This is a genomic window from Lactobacillus sp. ESL0237, assembly GCF_003692985.1.
GTDB lineage: Bacteria > Bacillota > Bacilli > Lactobacillales > Lactobacillaceae > Lactobacillus > Lactobacillus bombicola.
Genome location: NZ_REHE01000010.1, coordinates 168,475 through 182,386, shown reverse-complemented (window position 1 = coordinate 182,386; position 13,912 = coordinate 168,475). Strand labels below are relative to the sequence as shown.

The following is a 13,912-nucleotide window of genomic DNA, read 5'->3' as shown; positions in this document are numbered from 1 at the left end:
TTTGACAGACAATATTTAGGAGCATGTGTATGGTTTCAGATGAGTTAAAAAGCATTATCGATAAGCTCAAAGAGCAGGGGAAAATGAACTTCCTTAAAGCTGTTACAGATGAGCAGATCGAAACCTTTGAAAAAGAGCACAACATAAAATTCCCATCACAGTATCGGGAATGGTTAACATTCTCCGATGGTGGAGAGTTTTTTATTCCAGCCGGTATGCAGTTACGGTCATACTCGTGATACTGACCTTCCGGGATTTCAATCCAGGTACGACTTGCTTTGTTATAGATACGCTTGCTAGGATTTTCATTGATTTTCATTTGCGATACCTCTGTTCGCTGTTCCCGAACCGGAGGCCGCAAAAAAGAGCGTGACTGACCACACGGAATGGGAAATTAACTCGTTTCGTTTGGCCAGCCATGCTCGTAGGCTAATGCCCCGTTATTCAGTTGTCGCCGTCACATCCGCTCGAGCCACTCTGCATCCCGGGTGAACGTCTGTGATGACCGGGCGGTTTTACGACATATCCGGGGTCAATTGCCTTCCCACAATACTACAGTTAACCGCCAGATTGATTGGTATTACTCTCTTTCTGTGGGTGAAATGGCTTCTTTACAAGCGTCCTTAACGCAAATATTTAATTTGACATTAGAACTTAGCTGAGGTAAAATATTTTCAATGATTTTGCGTGTAGTGTCGCTCTTTTGAAGCCATCTCAACTATACAAAATGAGGTGTCGGTGGGGATGGTTTGGTACAATAATCAGTGAGTAGGAAGGTCTGTGGAATTCAAAACACTGTTCCAGATTTTGAAAAAGCATCTGGCAGATGGACATGATGTGCCATATTTCTTCCGTGACCTTATGGCCATGCTTACTGACGTTCTTGAGAATGAATGGGGTACATCAAAAGATCCATCTCAGCAGGGTAAGGACAAGTCGTTAAAAAGTTATGCGAAGCGTGGCCTTCCGAAAAAGAGCGCGAGAAAAATTATGTACAAGCTCACGCCTAAAAATGTGATAGAGAGTATTAACAGTCGAAATGATACTCAACGAAAATTGCTCGCTGCTGATCTTGTTGTATATGACTCTTCAATCGATGCCAGTAATGTAGCCGAAAAGGTTGCTGCATGGTTGGTGAAAATAATTCAGAAATCTGCGGGTCTTGTGCAGCAAGATGATTTAGAAAGGCAAAAACAGCAAGAAGTAGATTTGGATTTGAAATCGAAATATGGTAGTTACCTTCTGGCAGAGGAAGAAAATCATTGTGTGTCTCCGGGGGTGCGTTCGAGAACTTGTTCGTACGAACAATGGAAAAATCTCATATGTCTATGAGGTGAGCCTGATTGACCGGGCGGAGCCGGGAACTCAGTAGATCTTCTGGCAATGTGTCCGCAGTGCCATGCTACTTAGCTATTGGATTCAGACAAAAAGGTCTGCAAAGAGCTTCAACAAGTAAAGAAGGTGCTGGCAACTTATCAGCATAGTGCGCACTTGTTAGATGATCTGCCGCTGGAAAAAGAAATCATTAGTGTTATTACTAAGATTTCTAAGTTGAACGAGAAGGACCTTGCGGATGCGTTGCTGGATCCGAAAGAAATAAAGCAGAAATTAGACCCGGCAAAAGGTGCAGCTATCTATTACACAGTTAAGGGATATGTGAGCGTTTATTTCTTTCGGATCAAGGAAATAATAATCAATCTTGATAAAGGGAATGTAATTGACTATGAAGAGATTAGAGATCAGATGCATACCTTATATCGGAAACTTAAAAAGGCAAACAAGTCACGGTTAGAGATTTTTAATGAGATCACGGATAAAATCCACAGAGTCTCATTACAAGATAATTTGTTCTGCCAGATTGTCGCCGCTTACTTTATCCAGAGCTGTGAGGTGTTTGATACAATTACCAAATAAGCTTTATTCATATGAAAATAGCACCCTGGCGTTAATGCCGAAGGTGCTAAAAAGGCTTTCACAGGCTCCAGTTTTGGTAAAGGAGCTATATGTTTCGATGTGTGGTGAACTTGCAAGACCCTACAGATTTTTTGTCAGTGATGGATTGCATTTATGCTCTAAGGGCTATCGACATGGATAAGGACGGGGAGGTGTTTATATGCTTGCAGAGATAATGTTTCCTGTTTTTCGTGAATACGGAAAAGAACGCCCACCGATTATTTTTCATAAAGGCCTGAATGTTGTACTTGGGATGGTTGACGAAAATTCAATCGGGAAGTCTTCTGCACTACAGGTAATAGATTTTGTGTTTGGTGGAGATACATATCTAAAGGGAGATTGGGAGAAACATGTAGGCGAGCACACAATGTTTTTTGCCTTTATATTCGACCAACCGTATTATTTTGCCAGATCCACATAAAATGCGGATGAGATTATTGTGTGCGGTCATGATGAGCAGGGGTACCACCAGACAGAGAAAAAATGGCCTAAACATAGGTATACAGAATGGCTAGCTGATAAGTATGGAATAATTATCCCGGACTGTCTTTTCGACAGGTGCTTAGTAGTTTCTTTCGTATTCATTATAAAGAGTGATGTCAGCGAATATGAACCCCCTTTATATGGAATCAAGGGCGACAACATGCAAAAGTCGCTGGATAGGCTGGTCACTCTCTTTGACCGATATAAGGACATTGAGGTCTATAAAGAAAAGCTTTCGGCCTATAAAGCCGCTAGGAAGTACAGATTCGTATCGGACCTTGCTGGCGGCGACAAGCAGTATGAGGCCAATGTTCAGAAGATCAATTCTTTGCAGGTGGAATTTAGATAACCTTACTTCTGAATAGGCTGAGATTCATTCGGAAGAGGACATAGAGAAAAATAAACAGAAAGTTGAATTGCGAGGCCAGAAATTACAGATTGAAACGCAAATCTAGGCCAACAACGAAGGCTAAAACTGCTTGATATGAGTCTGGAATATGGTCTTTATTCATCAGAAGCGGATCTCGATTCGCTACAGGAGTTCTTTCCAGATACAAATATAAGGAAACTGTATGAAGTAGAAAATCATCACAGAAAATTGGCTCAGATTCTTGATGACCAGTTTGAAACAGAAAAGCAGGAGGTTCAATCCGATATCAGGGATCTGGAAGACCAGAAAAGATCAGTGGATGAACAAATTAAGGAACTTGGGTTCGTCGGAAATATATCAAAAGAGTTTCTTGATAAACACTCAGAAATAAAGAGAGTGATTGATGCACTGAAGACGCAGAATGAATCTTATCTTACATTGAAGGATTTGAAGGATGCGAAAAAATATGCAGATAACCAGTTGAGAAAGGTGACAGAAAAGATTATATCTGATATTCAAAATACGATTAATGACCGGATGGCTGAGTATAACAGCACGCTGTACGCGATTGAACATAAGCCACCGGTGCTAAAAATCAATGCATATAACAGGCTATAGTTTCTAGATACCTGATGATATAGGGTCAGCTGCTGCCTTCAAGGCCAAAATAATATATGACTTGGCTGTTCTTAACAGTACGGGTCTTCCAGCCATTGCTCATGATTCCCTGTTGTTTGGAGATCTTGGCTTTGGTCTTGTTGAAGGAATAATGGAACTGTATGAGCAGAATGACAAGCAGATTTTTATCTCGTTCGACCGTCAGAGTGCTTATACAGCGGAAACGCAGCGGATTCTAAATGAGCATACTGTTTTACGACTCTTTGGAGGCGATGAAAAACTGTATGGACAGTCATGGAATACAAAAGAGGGTAAGTCATGAAGATAAAAATGAGCTACAAAAAATTATGGAAGCTACTGATTGACAGAGATATGAAAAAAACGGATTTAAGGAAGGCGGCTGGCATTAGTTCATCGTCACTGGCGAAGTTAGGGAAAGATGAGAATGTTACCACTGACGTCCTTCTTAGAATATGCGAATCGTTAAATGTTAATTTGAACGATATTGCGGAAACCGTTCCTGATAGAAGCAAGTCGGCAAAACACTAGGAACTAAAATAAGCGAAAAGATAAAATCGTCTTGTATTGGAGGACAACATATATGGCTGATATGGCTGACAAATTAAACAAATTACAATTACTGGTCGATTCATTTGGTCGTAATTTACGATATATGAAGGCAACGAAAAATAAATATAATGAGACTTCCTGCAGAAATGAGTTTATTGACCCATTTCTTGAAATACTTGGCTGGGATGTTACAAACAAGAAAGGAGTAGATGCCCAGTATAGAGAGGTGATTGTTGAATTCAATTTATCTCGCAAAGAACGGCCGGATTATTCATTGACATTAAGTGGTGTTCCGAAATTGTTTGTGGAGGCAAAAAAACCGTCAGTAAATATCCTTACTGATTCCGATCCTGCTGTTCAAGCAAGAAAATACGGATGGAACGCCGGCCATAAAATTGTTGTATTGACTAATTTTGAAAATCTAGCCATATATGATACAACAACCGTTCTGCAAGAGGGGGAAGCTCCGAATGTTGCACGATTCAAACTGTATAATTATACAGAGTATGTATCAAAATTTGATGAAATATACCATCTCCTTTCTAGGGAGTCAGTATATTCTGGTGAGTTCGATGATTATTTCAATGAGAAATTTTCGGGTGCTGGTCATGATACTGAATCTGTTGATGAATATTTCTTAAAGCAGATTAATGAATGGAGAGTCGAATTAGCCAATGTTCTCTATAAAAAGGGTGTAGAATATACTAATGCTGAAATTCTCAATGATTTTGTTCAAGAATTTATTAATCAGATTGTTTTTTTACGAATTTGTGAAGATAGGAATTTACCGGTTTATCATAGTCTGCAAAAAAATATACAGGATCATTCCAAGTTGCATTCTGAACTGGAAAAAATGTTTAAAGAGGCCGACAGACGATATAATTCCGGACTTTTTGCAAGTGATCCGATAATATTTGATCTTAATAATGAAGTTATTGAAGAAATGATAGAAGGCCTATATTATCCACAAAGCCCTTATCTTTTTAACATCATTGAGCCTAATATGCTTGGGAAAATGTACGAGATGTTTCTTACAGAGGAGCTGACAATTGAGGACAATCGTGTAAAACTCACGCAAAAAAAGGACTGCAAGAATCGCTCGGTCGTTACCACACCTGTGGAAATTGTGCGTTATATGGTGTCAAAAGCGCTCAAACCTCTGTGTGATGGAAAAACTCCCGAAGAAATAAAAGCCTTAAAAGTTGCGGATATTGCATGCGGCTCCGGTATTTTTTTGGAGGAGTCTTTTCAATATTTACAGGATTACTGTGTTGCTTGGTACTTAAAGAACGGTGACGTTGGTCACTTGGAAGAAATTTCAGGTAAACGCTATAAGCTACCTCTTTATGAAAAAAAGGAAATACTTGTAAATTGCTTATACGGCATAGATATTGATGTGCACGCAGTTGAAGTAGCAAAGTTCTCTTTGCTTATAAAACTTATCGAAAATGAAACGAAACCGTCTGTATCCTCAAGCAAAAAGATTCTTCCGGATTTATCTGCAAATATTTTTTATGGCAACGCATTGGTTGATAATAATCTGCTTGAAGGTATCTCAATTTCAGAAAATGAACGGATGGAACTCGTACCATTTGATTGGGACGATATGGGGGTAAATGGTTTTGACGCCATTATCGGCAATCCACCTTATGTAAGCACATCGGATATGCATAATCTTTTGCCGGGCATTGAGGTAGATAAAATTTATAAGAAAAAATACACTACCTCCTATAAGCAGTTCGATAAGTACTTTATTTTTATAGAAAGGGCTATCTCTAAATTAAAGGACAGGGGATTCCTTTGCTATATTGTGCCTAATAAATTTTTTAAGATCGTAGCAGGAAAGAATCTAAGAGGACTTATTGCCAAAGAAAAAATATTGAAAAGCTTGGATGATTTTGGAGATGCTCAGCTTTTTTCAAATAAAACAATATACAGCTCGATTCTTTTAATCCAGAAGAATCAACAGCAGACTTTTGAGTACTCAAGTTTGAATTCCGTAGCATCATTATGGGACGAAAAGAAGAAAGACTCAATTGAACTTAATGAGGATATTTTAACATCTGACTCCTGGAGACTGACTTCTGATATTACATTCATGAAGCTATTAGAAAGGATTCAGGAAAAAGCTAGTCCAATTACAGATTACGTGGATATTTTTAATGGTATTCAAACAAGCGCAGAAAGACCAAAACCAATTTACTGGTTTACAAAAGATGAAACAGTTTCAGATGACGGAAAAACTGTTGAGATAAAAAGAAATGGGAAGAATTACAGAATTGAGAAAGAAATACTTAGACCGTTTTTTAAACCGGTAAAACGGGAGGAAAAAAGCCTTAACTCATATAGTATATTGAACACCAACAAATTTATCATTTTTCCTTATGATAAAAATGGTAAGTTGATTCCAATTTCAGAAATGAAGAGCAAATACTCTGGGACGTTGGAATATCTTGAGGATAATTACAATGCGCTTGTTCCTAAATCAATTTCCCCAGAGGGTACACGAGATATCCCCTTTGCTACAGAAGATACATGGTATCAGTATGGACGCTCTCAGGCGTTGTCTGCTTTTACAGATACACCAAAATTGATCGTTGGTATTCTAAGCAAGGAACCTATGTATGCATATGATGATAAAGACTGGTTAATAGCATCAGGAGGAACCGCTGGATATTGTGCCATTGCTAAAAAAGAAAACTCGCCATATAGCTTGGAATATATTCAAGCGTGGCTTACAAATCCATATACTGAAAAGATTATTTCTATTTACGGAAGTGATTTCGAAAATGGTTTTGTGTCACGTGGTACAGCTGTTTTAAAAAGTCTCCCATTTATTCCGTTAAATTTGGAAGACAAGGATCAAAAGGAACTATATGACGATGTTGTAAAAAGCTCGAAAGAAATTTATTCGATTAATGATCAATTATCATCAAGAGATGTATCGAAAGCTCAGCTTAATGTATTAGAACGACGAAAAAAGAAGCTCATATTGGACATCGAGAAAAAGATACAATATGTGTACAAGATGAGGTACAGCAATGCTCTTAAAGGAAAATAATCCGGAAAATAAATTAAGAGGAATTTATTATACTCCGAGGATTTTAGCAAATGCCATAGTCGATAAAATAAATCTGGCTAACATAAAAAGTATTTTAGAACCAAGCTGTGGAGAAGGGGTGTTTATTAATGCTCTTGAGAACGAATGTTCCAATGCGCATATAACTGCTATTGATAATGATAAAGATGCTATAAAAGCAGCTAAAAGGAAATTTAGCGAAAATCATAAACTCAATATTTCGTGCGAGGATTTTTTCGATTTTTATAATTCAGAACGAAAGTACGACTTAATAATAGGAAATCCTCCTTACATAAGGTATCAATATCTTACTGATAACCAGCGCAATCTCCAGGCAAAAATTTTAACTACAAATGGGATGAAATCTAATAAGTTAATAAATGCCTGGGTTGCCTTTTTGGTGGCATGTGTCAGGATGCTTTCCAATGATGGCATTATAGCATTTGTCATACCGGCAGAACTACTTCAAGTGGCTTACGCAGAGGACTTGAGAACTTTCTTAATGAGTAAGCTAGATTTTATAACAGTTATTACTTTCAAAGAGCTGATTTTTTCTGATGTACAGCAGGAAACAATTGTTCTTTACGGTAAGAAGGGTGTTGGTAATGGAAAAATCCGAATCGTTGATGCTGCCGATGCTAACGATTTTAGGAAAATGGATTTAAGTAAGATCACTTATCAAAATGTTGCTGATAAACACGATAAATGGACCAAGTATTTTACCTCTGATAAAGAGACAGGGCTACTTGACAAAATACGAGCTGATTCTCGGTTTAAGAATCTTAGTGATTATGGAATCATAAATGTTGGGATCACTACGGGAAATAATAAATACTTTTCTATCACAGAGGAAACAGAAAAGAATTACGGATTGGGTAGCACTACGTTGCCGTTAATTGGTAGAAGCTCACACGTTCATGGGATTTATTTTACCAAGGAAGATTGGACTCAAAATCGTAAAGCTGGGAAAAGAGCCATGCTTTTAAGCTTTCCTGATGAACCGTATGATGAATATCCGTATGGCTATAAACAGTATATAGCCTATGGAGAAGAACACGAAGAAAACAGAGGCTATAAGTGTCAAATTCGTAATAGATGGTATATTGTTCCATCAGTTTGGGTGCCAGATGCTTTTTTATTAAGACGAAACTACCTTTACCCAAAATTTGTATTAAATAAATGCAGAGCTGTTTCAACAGACACAATGCATAGAATGAAATTTCATGAAGGTGTTAGTGGCGAAGATGTATTGCTTTCCTATTATAACAGCATATCATTTGCTTTTACAGAAATCTGTGGAAGAAGTTATGGCGGAGGCGTACTAGAAATACTGCCAAGAGAAATGGGAAAAATAAGAGTACCAGATATTTCTAATGTGGATAAAGTCCTGAAAGTGAAACTGTTACAATACATTGACCAGATTGTACGACAAGATGACGATATAGCTAAGGCTCTTGAAAAAGTTGATAATGAACTCTTAGTTGAGTGCTTAGGTATTCCTAAAAGCTGGTGTGAAGAAGCTAGAAATATTTGGAAAACCTTACAACAGAGGAGATTGAACCGGGGAGAAAAATTATAGATGTTGTTGAGCACAATGGGATAACCTTTCGAGAATATCTTGCACGTTTCAAGATTATTCTGTACCGTTTAAGAATATACTTTACCTTTCAAGGTTAGTGTAAGTGTTTACCGAAGGAGATGTCAACGGCCATGATGGCAGCAGTGAAAACTCAAAACCAGACCAGATTCCGTGGCCGGGCATCGTCCGCCTGGAGCCGGAGAACGGCGGGAAAACGCGCAGTTATGGGCTTTCTACGCCCTTTTGTATTTCGTAAAGTTGGTATCCAAGATAACAAGAAAATAGATTTGGCTATAGGTAGTTGGTGGATTCCTAGTTTCTGCGATGGATATTATGATTAAAGATGCAGAAGACAGTATTAGCTGAACAAATTAAAAATATTAAGCAAAATCAATTATTAGTGTTGAGATTTTAGGTAATATTTATATCTTAGCAGTTCTAAATATGATACTAATAGGGGACGGATCAACTCATATGTATAATGACGACACTCATAACATCTATAACAATTTAGCTAAATCATTTCCAGCAACAGTTTTCTTATTAAATTCATCTTATTCTGCAGAATGCAAAGGACTTATATTTGTAGAAGAAGAACTATCTAAAATGACACAAGGCTATGCAGCAATACTAATTCAAGAAAATGCTGGAAGTGGGAGTGGATTACCGTTTGCCAAAAGAATTTTAGAAAAAAATACATTAGTAGCAGCTATACATATGCCTAATGATTTGTTTTCTGGAAAAGCGTCAGTTCAAGTTGCTATTTATGTATTTAAGGTTGCTTAACCACATAATGAAGATAATTTAGTTACTTTTGTAGATATGCCTGAAGATGGTTACACGTGTCAAAATCGTAAAAAATCTAATTTACGTGATACAGATCATGCAAAGGAAAGATATGCTGAAGTTGAAGCGATTATCTTAGGTAAAAAAACAAAAACAAACTATTATACTAAGGAAAACGGTAAAGTTGTTCGTGATACTATTAATTTGAAAGGTCAAGATTGGACTTTTAGACAACATCAAGTAATTGATACGACACCTACGGAAAAAGATTTTAAAAAAGTAGTCGCAGAATATTTAAGCTGGAAAGTAAGTAATTTGCTGAAAGATGGTACTAAAAATGATTGAGTTTAAAAAAGTAAAGATTTCAGAAGTACTAGAAAAAGTTGATGTATCTAACGTTGAAGGAAATGCACATGAATATCCTAGTACTCCGGATAAAATTAATGATACCCCCTTACTTGCAGCCGGAATTTATAATCAAGGATTAGCACGATATGCGCCCAAAGATAAGTGCTCAGTAATTTTAAGTAATGTAATTAGCGTATCGGCTAATGGTGCTAATAGTGGGGCTGTTTTTTATCAAAGTGAACCTTTTTCAATTTTGCAGGATGCGTATGTAGTGAAAATTAAAAATCATGTTTTTGACAATAAGGAGCAAGGACTTTACATTACAGGTGCATTACACAAATCAATCTATGCAAGCCATAGCTGGACAAATAAAGCTATATGGAATCGAATAAAAGAGCAATATATTACTTTGCCATTTACAGACAATGAGCTGGCATGGGAATATATGGAAGATCAAGTGAAGGCACTTGCTAACTATTTAACTGTTACTGGCTTAGATAATTATGAATTAACAGGTGAAGATAAAGAAGTATTAGCATATAAGCCTAAGTTTAAAAAATTCAAAGTAGAAGAAATATTTTCTACACCTGGAAAGGGGAACATTGATCTTCAACAGAAAGATCTTAATGGTAGAGGTGAATATTTTATAAATAGTGGAAAAACAAATCTAGGTATAAAAGGGAAAACAGATAAAAAGGCTAAAATCTTCCCTGCTAATACTATAACCATAGATTTTTTTGGAAATTCTTATTACAGAGATTTTAGGTATAAACTTGCTACTCACAATCATGTTTTTTCATTTGATGACAAAATAATAAAAAATAAAGAAGTGGCGCTGTATTTGTTAGGTTCGTTTCAATTTTTGCAACGAAAATTTTCCTATTCTAATATGATGACATGGGATAAGCTAAAAACTTTAAATGTAAATTTACCGGTAGTTTTAGATACTGAAAATATAGATTTTGACTATATGGAAAAGTATATCAAGGTAATTCAAAAAGTGACTATCAAAGATGTTGTTAAATATAAAGATAAAGTTATTGAACAATCTAAAAAAGTTGTGGAAGATGACAGTAATTATTAGTAACAATATAACTATTATTTAATATATATGCTTTGTAGTTTGAGATTATAGTATGGAGTGCGTGAAGGTAACTGTTTCTTAAAAGCTTATTGTGGTATAGAATTTTTGGATTTTTGTATGTCGATAGATATAGTTGGTATACAAGCAATTTTATATGTATATAATAATTTGTTGTTTTATGTAAAAATAAGTAAAATAATCTTTAAGACTAATAGGAGATATTGATATTATAAACTTGAGCAATTTTGGTTTTTGATAGTGTCTCCTTTTTTGTTTTTTAAAATATTATAAAAATGCTGTTTTAAAGGTAATTTAATATTTATTATTTATTTGTATTGGAGGTGAATTATGGCTGGAGAGTTAAAGCACTTAAGTGATTTTCACTTTTTCGATAATAAAGGGTTCTTTGAATCTAAAAAGTTAATACTGTCCTCAAAAGAAGAACGGATTGATTTTAAAACTAAAAAGTCTAAAGGAATTAGACTTAATGTTGTTATTATGGAAGACAATTTAAAGTATAATGATTTTAAATTTTAGTAAAGTTGGTAAAATTCTTAGTTGTAAAGATTAAAGGTTTACAAGTTAAATCTGAGTACCCAGGCTTAGTAGCTTTAAAAAAACCTAAAGTTACTATACTACGATGAATATAACAATCAATTATCCGTAGTGGCAGATGGATTCAGCTACATTAAAATTTATTATAAGACAAAAAGTAGGTACATATTTTATACCTACTTTTTTAATTTTGATAATTATAACGTTGATCGTTCAATCAAATTAACCGGAATGATATCATGCTCGCTTGAAACTAATTTAGTATCTTCACTTTTAATTGCTTTAATTAGATGCTGACTAGCTCGTAAGGCAATTTCTGCAACATTTTGTCTAATAGTAGTAAGTTCAGGAAATGAATATTTGGCAATTGGAGCATCATCAAAGCCAATAATTTTTACATCTCCCGGAATATTTAAGCGAAGGTCGCGTGCAGAAACTAGGATATCGGCAGCTAGAGTATCGCTTGTAGCAAAAATGCCCAAAGGTAATTTTTGTTTTTGAACTAAGTCTCGTAGAATAGTTCTAATTTCTAATCTTCGTTCGTCTGAGCCTTGCTTATAAGTACTGTTAAGGTAGAAAATTGAATTATCAATTTTACTATTTAAATTAAGTGATTTAATAGTATCCTTAAAGCCTTTTATTCGATGCTTAATAGATGAGGAGCTACCAACTATTGTAAATAGTAATGGTTGGGTATCAGCTTTGATTAGAGTTTGGGTAGCTATTTTAGCTCCCATATAATGATCTGACCCTACATAGATTGTATCTTGATTTTTAGGTTCACGGTCAATACAAACAACTGGAATATCTCGGCTAAGAATTTTAGTATTAAAAGGATTATCACCAGAAATTACAATTAAGCCATCAATCTGTTTTGATTCTAACATTTGGAGGTAAGTCATTTCTTTTTGAGAATTACGTCCAGTATCACAAATAATAGTGGAATAATTATTAGAAAAAAAGTTGTTTTCTATTTTTTCAACTAGTGAAGAAAAGAAAGTATTTGCTAAGTCTGGCACAATAATTCCAATTGTATTTGAGCGTTGCATTCTAAGACCTTTGGCAAAGCTATTAGTTTGATAATTATATTTTTTAATGGTTGCAAGTACGCGTTGCTTTGTCTCTTCAGAAAAGCGCCCATTATTGTTAATGACGCGTGAGACAGTTGAAGCTGATACACCACTTAATTTAGCGATTTCTTTGATAGAAACTTTATTACTCACGATTAATTTTAATTCTCCTAAATCATTAATTAATGTGAGCTATTATGACCAATCATTAATTAATTTTTTATATCTCAGTAATATTATTTTTTATTTTATCAAACTTTTGGTTATCGTGTGCATCTTCTGCAGCTAGTTCGTCAATTCGTCTTTGGTGCCTGCCACCTTCAAATTCTGCAGCTAACCAAGATCTTACAATCATTTTTGCTAATTCAGATCCAACAACACGTGAACCAAAAGCTAAAATATTTGAATTATTGTGACGTCTTGATAATTCAGCTGAATATGGGTCACTAACACATGCCGCACGAATACCAGGAACTTTATTAGCAGCAATTGAAATACCAACCCCAGTTCCACAAATGACAATTCCTAAGTCATAATTACCAGCAGCTACTTCTTCACCAACTTTTTTACCATAAAGCGGGTAATCAGTTCGTTTATTCGAATAAGTACCAAAATCATAAATTTCATAACCAAGTGACTTAACATATTCCATAATTACAGGTTTTAGTTCGTAGCCAACATGATCAGAACCGAATGCAATTTTTAAGTTTTTCATAATTATTCTCCTCGTAATTTTTTGATGATTTCAGAATAATTTTCTTGTTTTCCAAAAAGAGTTGACGTTCCCAAAATAAAACCATCGACACCAATAGCTGATAATTCTTTGATTTTTCCTGGTGAAATAGCGCCATCAACCATTAAAGTAAAATCTTTTTCTTGCTTTTGTTGTGCTAGATTTTTAATCTTAGGAATGACAAAATCTAAAAATTTTTGACCTGCAAATCCTGGATTGACAGTCATGACCATTACATAATCTGCAAGAGGTAATAGTTCTTTAATTGTTTCAATTGAAGTACCAGGATTAATTGCAATCCCGGGACGCTTACCTAAACTTCTTATTTTCAATAATGTGCTAGTAGGAATTGGATCTGCTTCTGGATGAATATAGATAATATCAGCCCCAGCATTACTGAATAAGTTAATATATTGATTTGGATTTTTAATCATCAAGTGAGCATCCATAGGTAAGGAGGTCAGGCTACGAATTGCTTTATAGTCTTCTAAACCTAAAGCAAAGTTAGGTACAAAAATACCGTCCATAATATCCATATGGAAAATATCAACGCCAGCTTTAATTAAATTAGAGACCTCAGATTTAATGTTGGCTAGATTAGCGCACATCATTGACGGACATAGTAATCGTTCCATAAATTATTCTCCTTTTTGAACAATCGTTTTCTCAGAAATGAATTTAACA

General features: G+C 35.4%; 18 protein-coding genes and 1 pseudogene. 16 read left to right on the top strand and 3 right to left on the bottom strand.

The features are described from left to right. Positions 1-29 precede the first annotated feature (29 nt). From F5ESL0237_RS06260 to F5ESL0237_RS06205, 16 genes and pseudogenes are all read left to right on the top strand, one after another. Positions 30-239 carry an SMI1/KNR4 family protein gene (locus F5ESL0237_RS06260; RefSeq protein WP_122024924.1) on the top strand — a complete coding sequence of 70 codons (210 nt, stop codon included), beginning with the start codon at positions 30-32 and terminating at the stop codon, positions 237-239. Positions 240-780: 541 nt separating this feature from the next. Continuing rightward, complete coding sequence (locus tag F5ESL0237_RS08485) at positions 781-1,332, top strand: hypothetical protein (RefSeq protein ID WP_199688775.1); 552 nt, start codon at positions 781-783, stop codon at positions 1,330-1,332. Between the two features lie 81 nt (positions 1,333-1,413). Beyond that, entirely contained in the window at positions 1,414-1,914 is a 501-nt protein-coding gene (locus F5ESL0237_RS08480) for an ABC-three component system protein (protein WP_199688774.1), read from the top strand. After that, positions 1,898-2,129 (top strand): annotated as a pseudogene (locus F5ESL0237_RS08635) (ABC-three component system middle component 7). The gene F5ESL0237_RS08480 and the pseudogene F5ESL0237_RS08635 overlap by 17 nt, the downstream one beginning before the upstream one ends. Beyond that, the gene (locus F5ESL0237_RS08475; RefSeq protein WP_199688773.1) at positions 2,114-2,374 is read left to right on the top strand and encodes a hypothetical protein; all 261 of its coding nucleotides are present in this window, start codon (positions 2,114-2,116) and stop codon (positions 2,372-2,374) included. The pseudogene F5ESL0237_RS08635 and the gene F5ESL0237_RS08475 overlap by 16 nt, the downstream one beginning before the upstream one ends. 18 nt (positions 2,375-2,392) lie before the next feature. Then, positions 2,393-2,785 carry a hypothetical protein gene (locus tag F5ESL0237_RS08470; RefSeq protein ID WP_199699526.1) on the top strand — a complete coding sequence of 131 codons (393 nt, stop codon included), beginning with the start codon at positions 2,393-2,395 and terminating at the stop codon, positions 2,783-2,785. A gap of 135 nt (positions 2,786-2,920) precedes the next feature. Beyond that, positions 2,921-3,424: a hypothetical protein gene (locus F5ESL0237_RS08465; protein WP_199688771.1), complete on the top strand. Its 504-nt coding sequence runs from the start codon at positions 2,921-2,923 to the stop codon at positions 3,422-3,424. A gap of 61 nt (positions 3,425-3,485) precedes the next feature. Continuing rightward, positions 3,486-3,746, top strand: coding sequence for a hypothetical protein (locus F5ESL0237_RS08460; protein WP_233551945.1), 261 nt, complete (start codon positions 3,486-3,488; stop codon positions 3,744-3,746). 2 nt (positions 3,747-3,748) lie between these two features. Beyond that, positions 3,749-3,973, top strand: a complete 225-nt coding sequence (locus F5ESL0237_RS06240) for a helix-turn-helix transcriptional regulator (RefSeq protein ID WP_122025073.1) — start codon at positions 3,749-3,751, stop codon at positions 3,971-3,973. 52 nt (positions 3,974-4,025) lie between these two features. Continuing rightward, positions 4,026-7,055, top strand: coding sequence for a type I restriction endonuclease (locus F5ESL0237_RS06235; protein ID WP_122024923.1), 3,030 nt, complete (start codon positions 4,026-4,028; stop codon positions 7,053-7,055). Continuing rightward, positions 7,036-8,652, top strand: a complete 1,617-nt coding sequence (locus F5ESL0237_RS06230) for an N-6 DNA methylase (RefSeq protein WP_122024922.1) — start codon at positions 7,036-7,038, stop codon at positions 8,650-8,652. Before F5ESL0237_RS06235 ends, F5ESL0237_RS06230 begins: the two co-directional genes overlap by 20 nt. 131 nt (positions 8,653-8,783) lie before the next feature. After that, on the top strand, positions 8,784-8,993 hold the full coding sequence (locus F5ESL0237_RS06225; RefSeq protein WP_122024921.1) for a hypothetical protein: 210 nt from the start codon (positions 8,784-8,786) through the stop codon (positions 8,991-8,993). Between the two features lie 133 nt (positions 8,994-9,126). Further along, positions 9,127-9,438, top strand: coding sequence for a hypothetical protein (locus tag F5ESL0237_RS06220; protein ID WP_122024920.1), 312 nt, complete (start codon positions 9,127-9,129; stop codon positions 9,436-9,438). Between the two features lie 36 nt (positions 9,439-9,474). Further along, positions 9,475-9,783 carry a hypothetical protein gene (locus tag F5ESL0237_RS06215; protein WP_122024919.1) on the top strand — a complete coding sequence of 103 codons (309 nt, stop codon included), beginning with the start codon at positions 9,475-9,477 and terminating at the stop codon, positions 9,781-9,783. Beyond that, the gene (locus F5ESL0237_RS06210) at positions 9,776-10,870 is read left to right on the top strand and encodes a restriction endonuclease subunit S (protein WP_158592432.1); all 1,095 of its coding nucleotides are present in this window, start codon (positions 9,776-9,778) and stop codon (positions 10,868-10,870) included. Before F5ESL0237_RS06215 ends, F5ESL0237_RS06210 begins: the two co-directional genes overlap by 8 nt. A gap of 348 nt (positions 10,871-11,218) precedes the next feature. Continuing rightward, positions 11,219-11,407, top strand: a complete 189-nt coding sequence (locus F5ESL0237_RS06205; protein WP_122024917.1) for a hypothetical protein — start codon at positions 11,219-11,221, stop codon at positions 11,405-11,407. Between the two features lie 215 nt (positions 11,408-11,622). On the opposite strand, the gene F5ESL0237_RS06200 is transcribed toward F5ESL0237_RS06205, so the two are convergent. From F5ESL0237_RS06200 to rpe, 3 genes are all read right to left on the bottom strand, one after another. Then, positions 11,623-12,648: a LacI family DNA-binding transcriptional regulator gene (locus F5ESL0237_RS06200; protein WP_090092403.1), complete on the bottom strand. Its 1,026-nt coding sequence runs from the start codon at positions 12,646-12,648 to the stop codon at positions 11,623-11,625. A gap of 67 nt (positions 12,649-12,715) precedes the next feature. Beyond that, complete coding sequence (gene rpiB, locus F5ESL0237_RS06195) at positions 12,716-13,210, bottom strand: ribose 5-phosphate isomerase B (protein ID WP_122024916.1); 495 nt, start codon at positions 13,208-13,210, stop codon at positions 12,716-12,718. Positions 13,211-13,212: 2 nt separating this feature from the next. Continuing rightward, complete coding sequence (gene rpe / locus F5ESL0237_RS06190; RefSeq protein ID WP_122022170.1) at positions 13,213-13,863, bottom strand: ribulose-phosphate 3-epimerase; 651 nt, start codon at positions 13,861-13,863, stop codon at positions 13,213-13,215. Between the last annotated feature and the right edge of the window lie 49 nt (positions 13,864-13,912).

Excerpts from the sequence above, each read along its gene's own strand:
- F5ESL0237_RS06260 (WP_122024924.1), top strand. The coding sequence starts at position 30 with ATGGTTTCAGATGAGTTAAAAAGCATTATCGATAAGCTCAAAGAGCAG.
- F5ESL0237_RS08475 (WP_199688773.1), top strand. The coding sequence starts at position 2,114 with ATGCTTGCAGAGATAATGTTTCCTGTTTTTCGTGAATACGGAAAAGAA.
- F5ESL0237_RS08465 (WP_199688771.1), top strand. The coding sequence starts at position 2,921 with ATGAGTCTGGAATATGGTCTTTATTCATCAGAAGCGGATCTCGATTCG.
- F5ESL0237_RS06235 (WP_122024923.1), top strand. The coding sequence starts at position 4,026 with ATGGCTGATATGGCTGACAAATTAAACAAATTACAATTACTGGTCGAT.
- F5ESL0237_RS06230 (WP_122024922.1), top strand. The coding sequence starts at position 7,036 with ATGCTCTTAAAGGAAAATAATCCGGAAAATAAATTAAGAGGAATTTAT.
- F5ESL0237_RS06225 (WP_122024921.1), top strand. The coding sequence starts at position 8,784 with ATGATGGCAGCAGTGAAAACTCAAAACCAGACCAGATTCCGTGGCCGG.
- F5ESL0237_RS06220 (WP_122024920.1), top strand. The coding sequence starts at position 9,127 with ATGTATAATGACGACACTCATAACATCTATAACAATTTAGCTAAATCA.
- F5ESL0237_RS06215 (WP_122024919.1), top strand. The coding sequence starts at position 9,475 with ATGCCTGAAGATGGTTACACGTGTCAAAATCGTAAAAAATCTAATTTA.
- F5ESL0237_RS06210 (WP_158592432.1), top strand. The coding sequence starts at position 9,776 with ATGATTGAGTTTAAAAAAGTAAAGATTTCAGAAGTACTAGAAAAAGTT.
- F5ESL0237_RS06205 (WP_122024917.1), top strand. The coding sequence starts at position 11,219 with ATGGCTGGAGAGTTAAAGCACTTAAGTGATTTTCACTTTTTCGATAAT.
- rpiB (WP_122024916.1), bottom strand. The coding sequence starts at position 13,210 with ATGAAAAACTTAAAAATTGCATTCGGTTCTGATCATGTTGGCTACGAA.
- rpe (WP_122022170.1), bottom strand. The coding sequence starts at position 13,863 with ATGGAACGATTACTATGTCCGTCAATGATGTGCGCTAATCTAGCCAAC.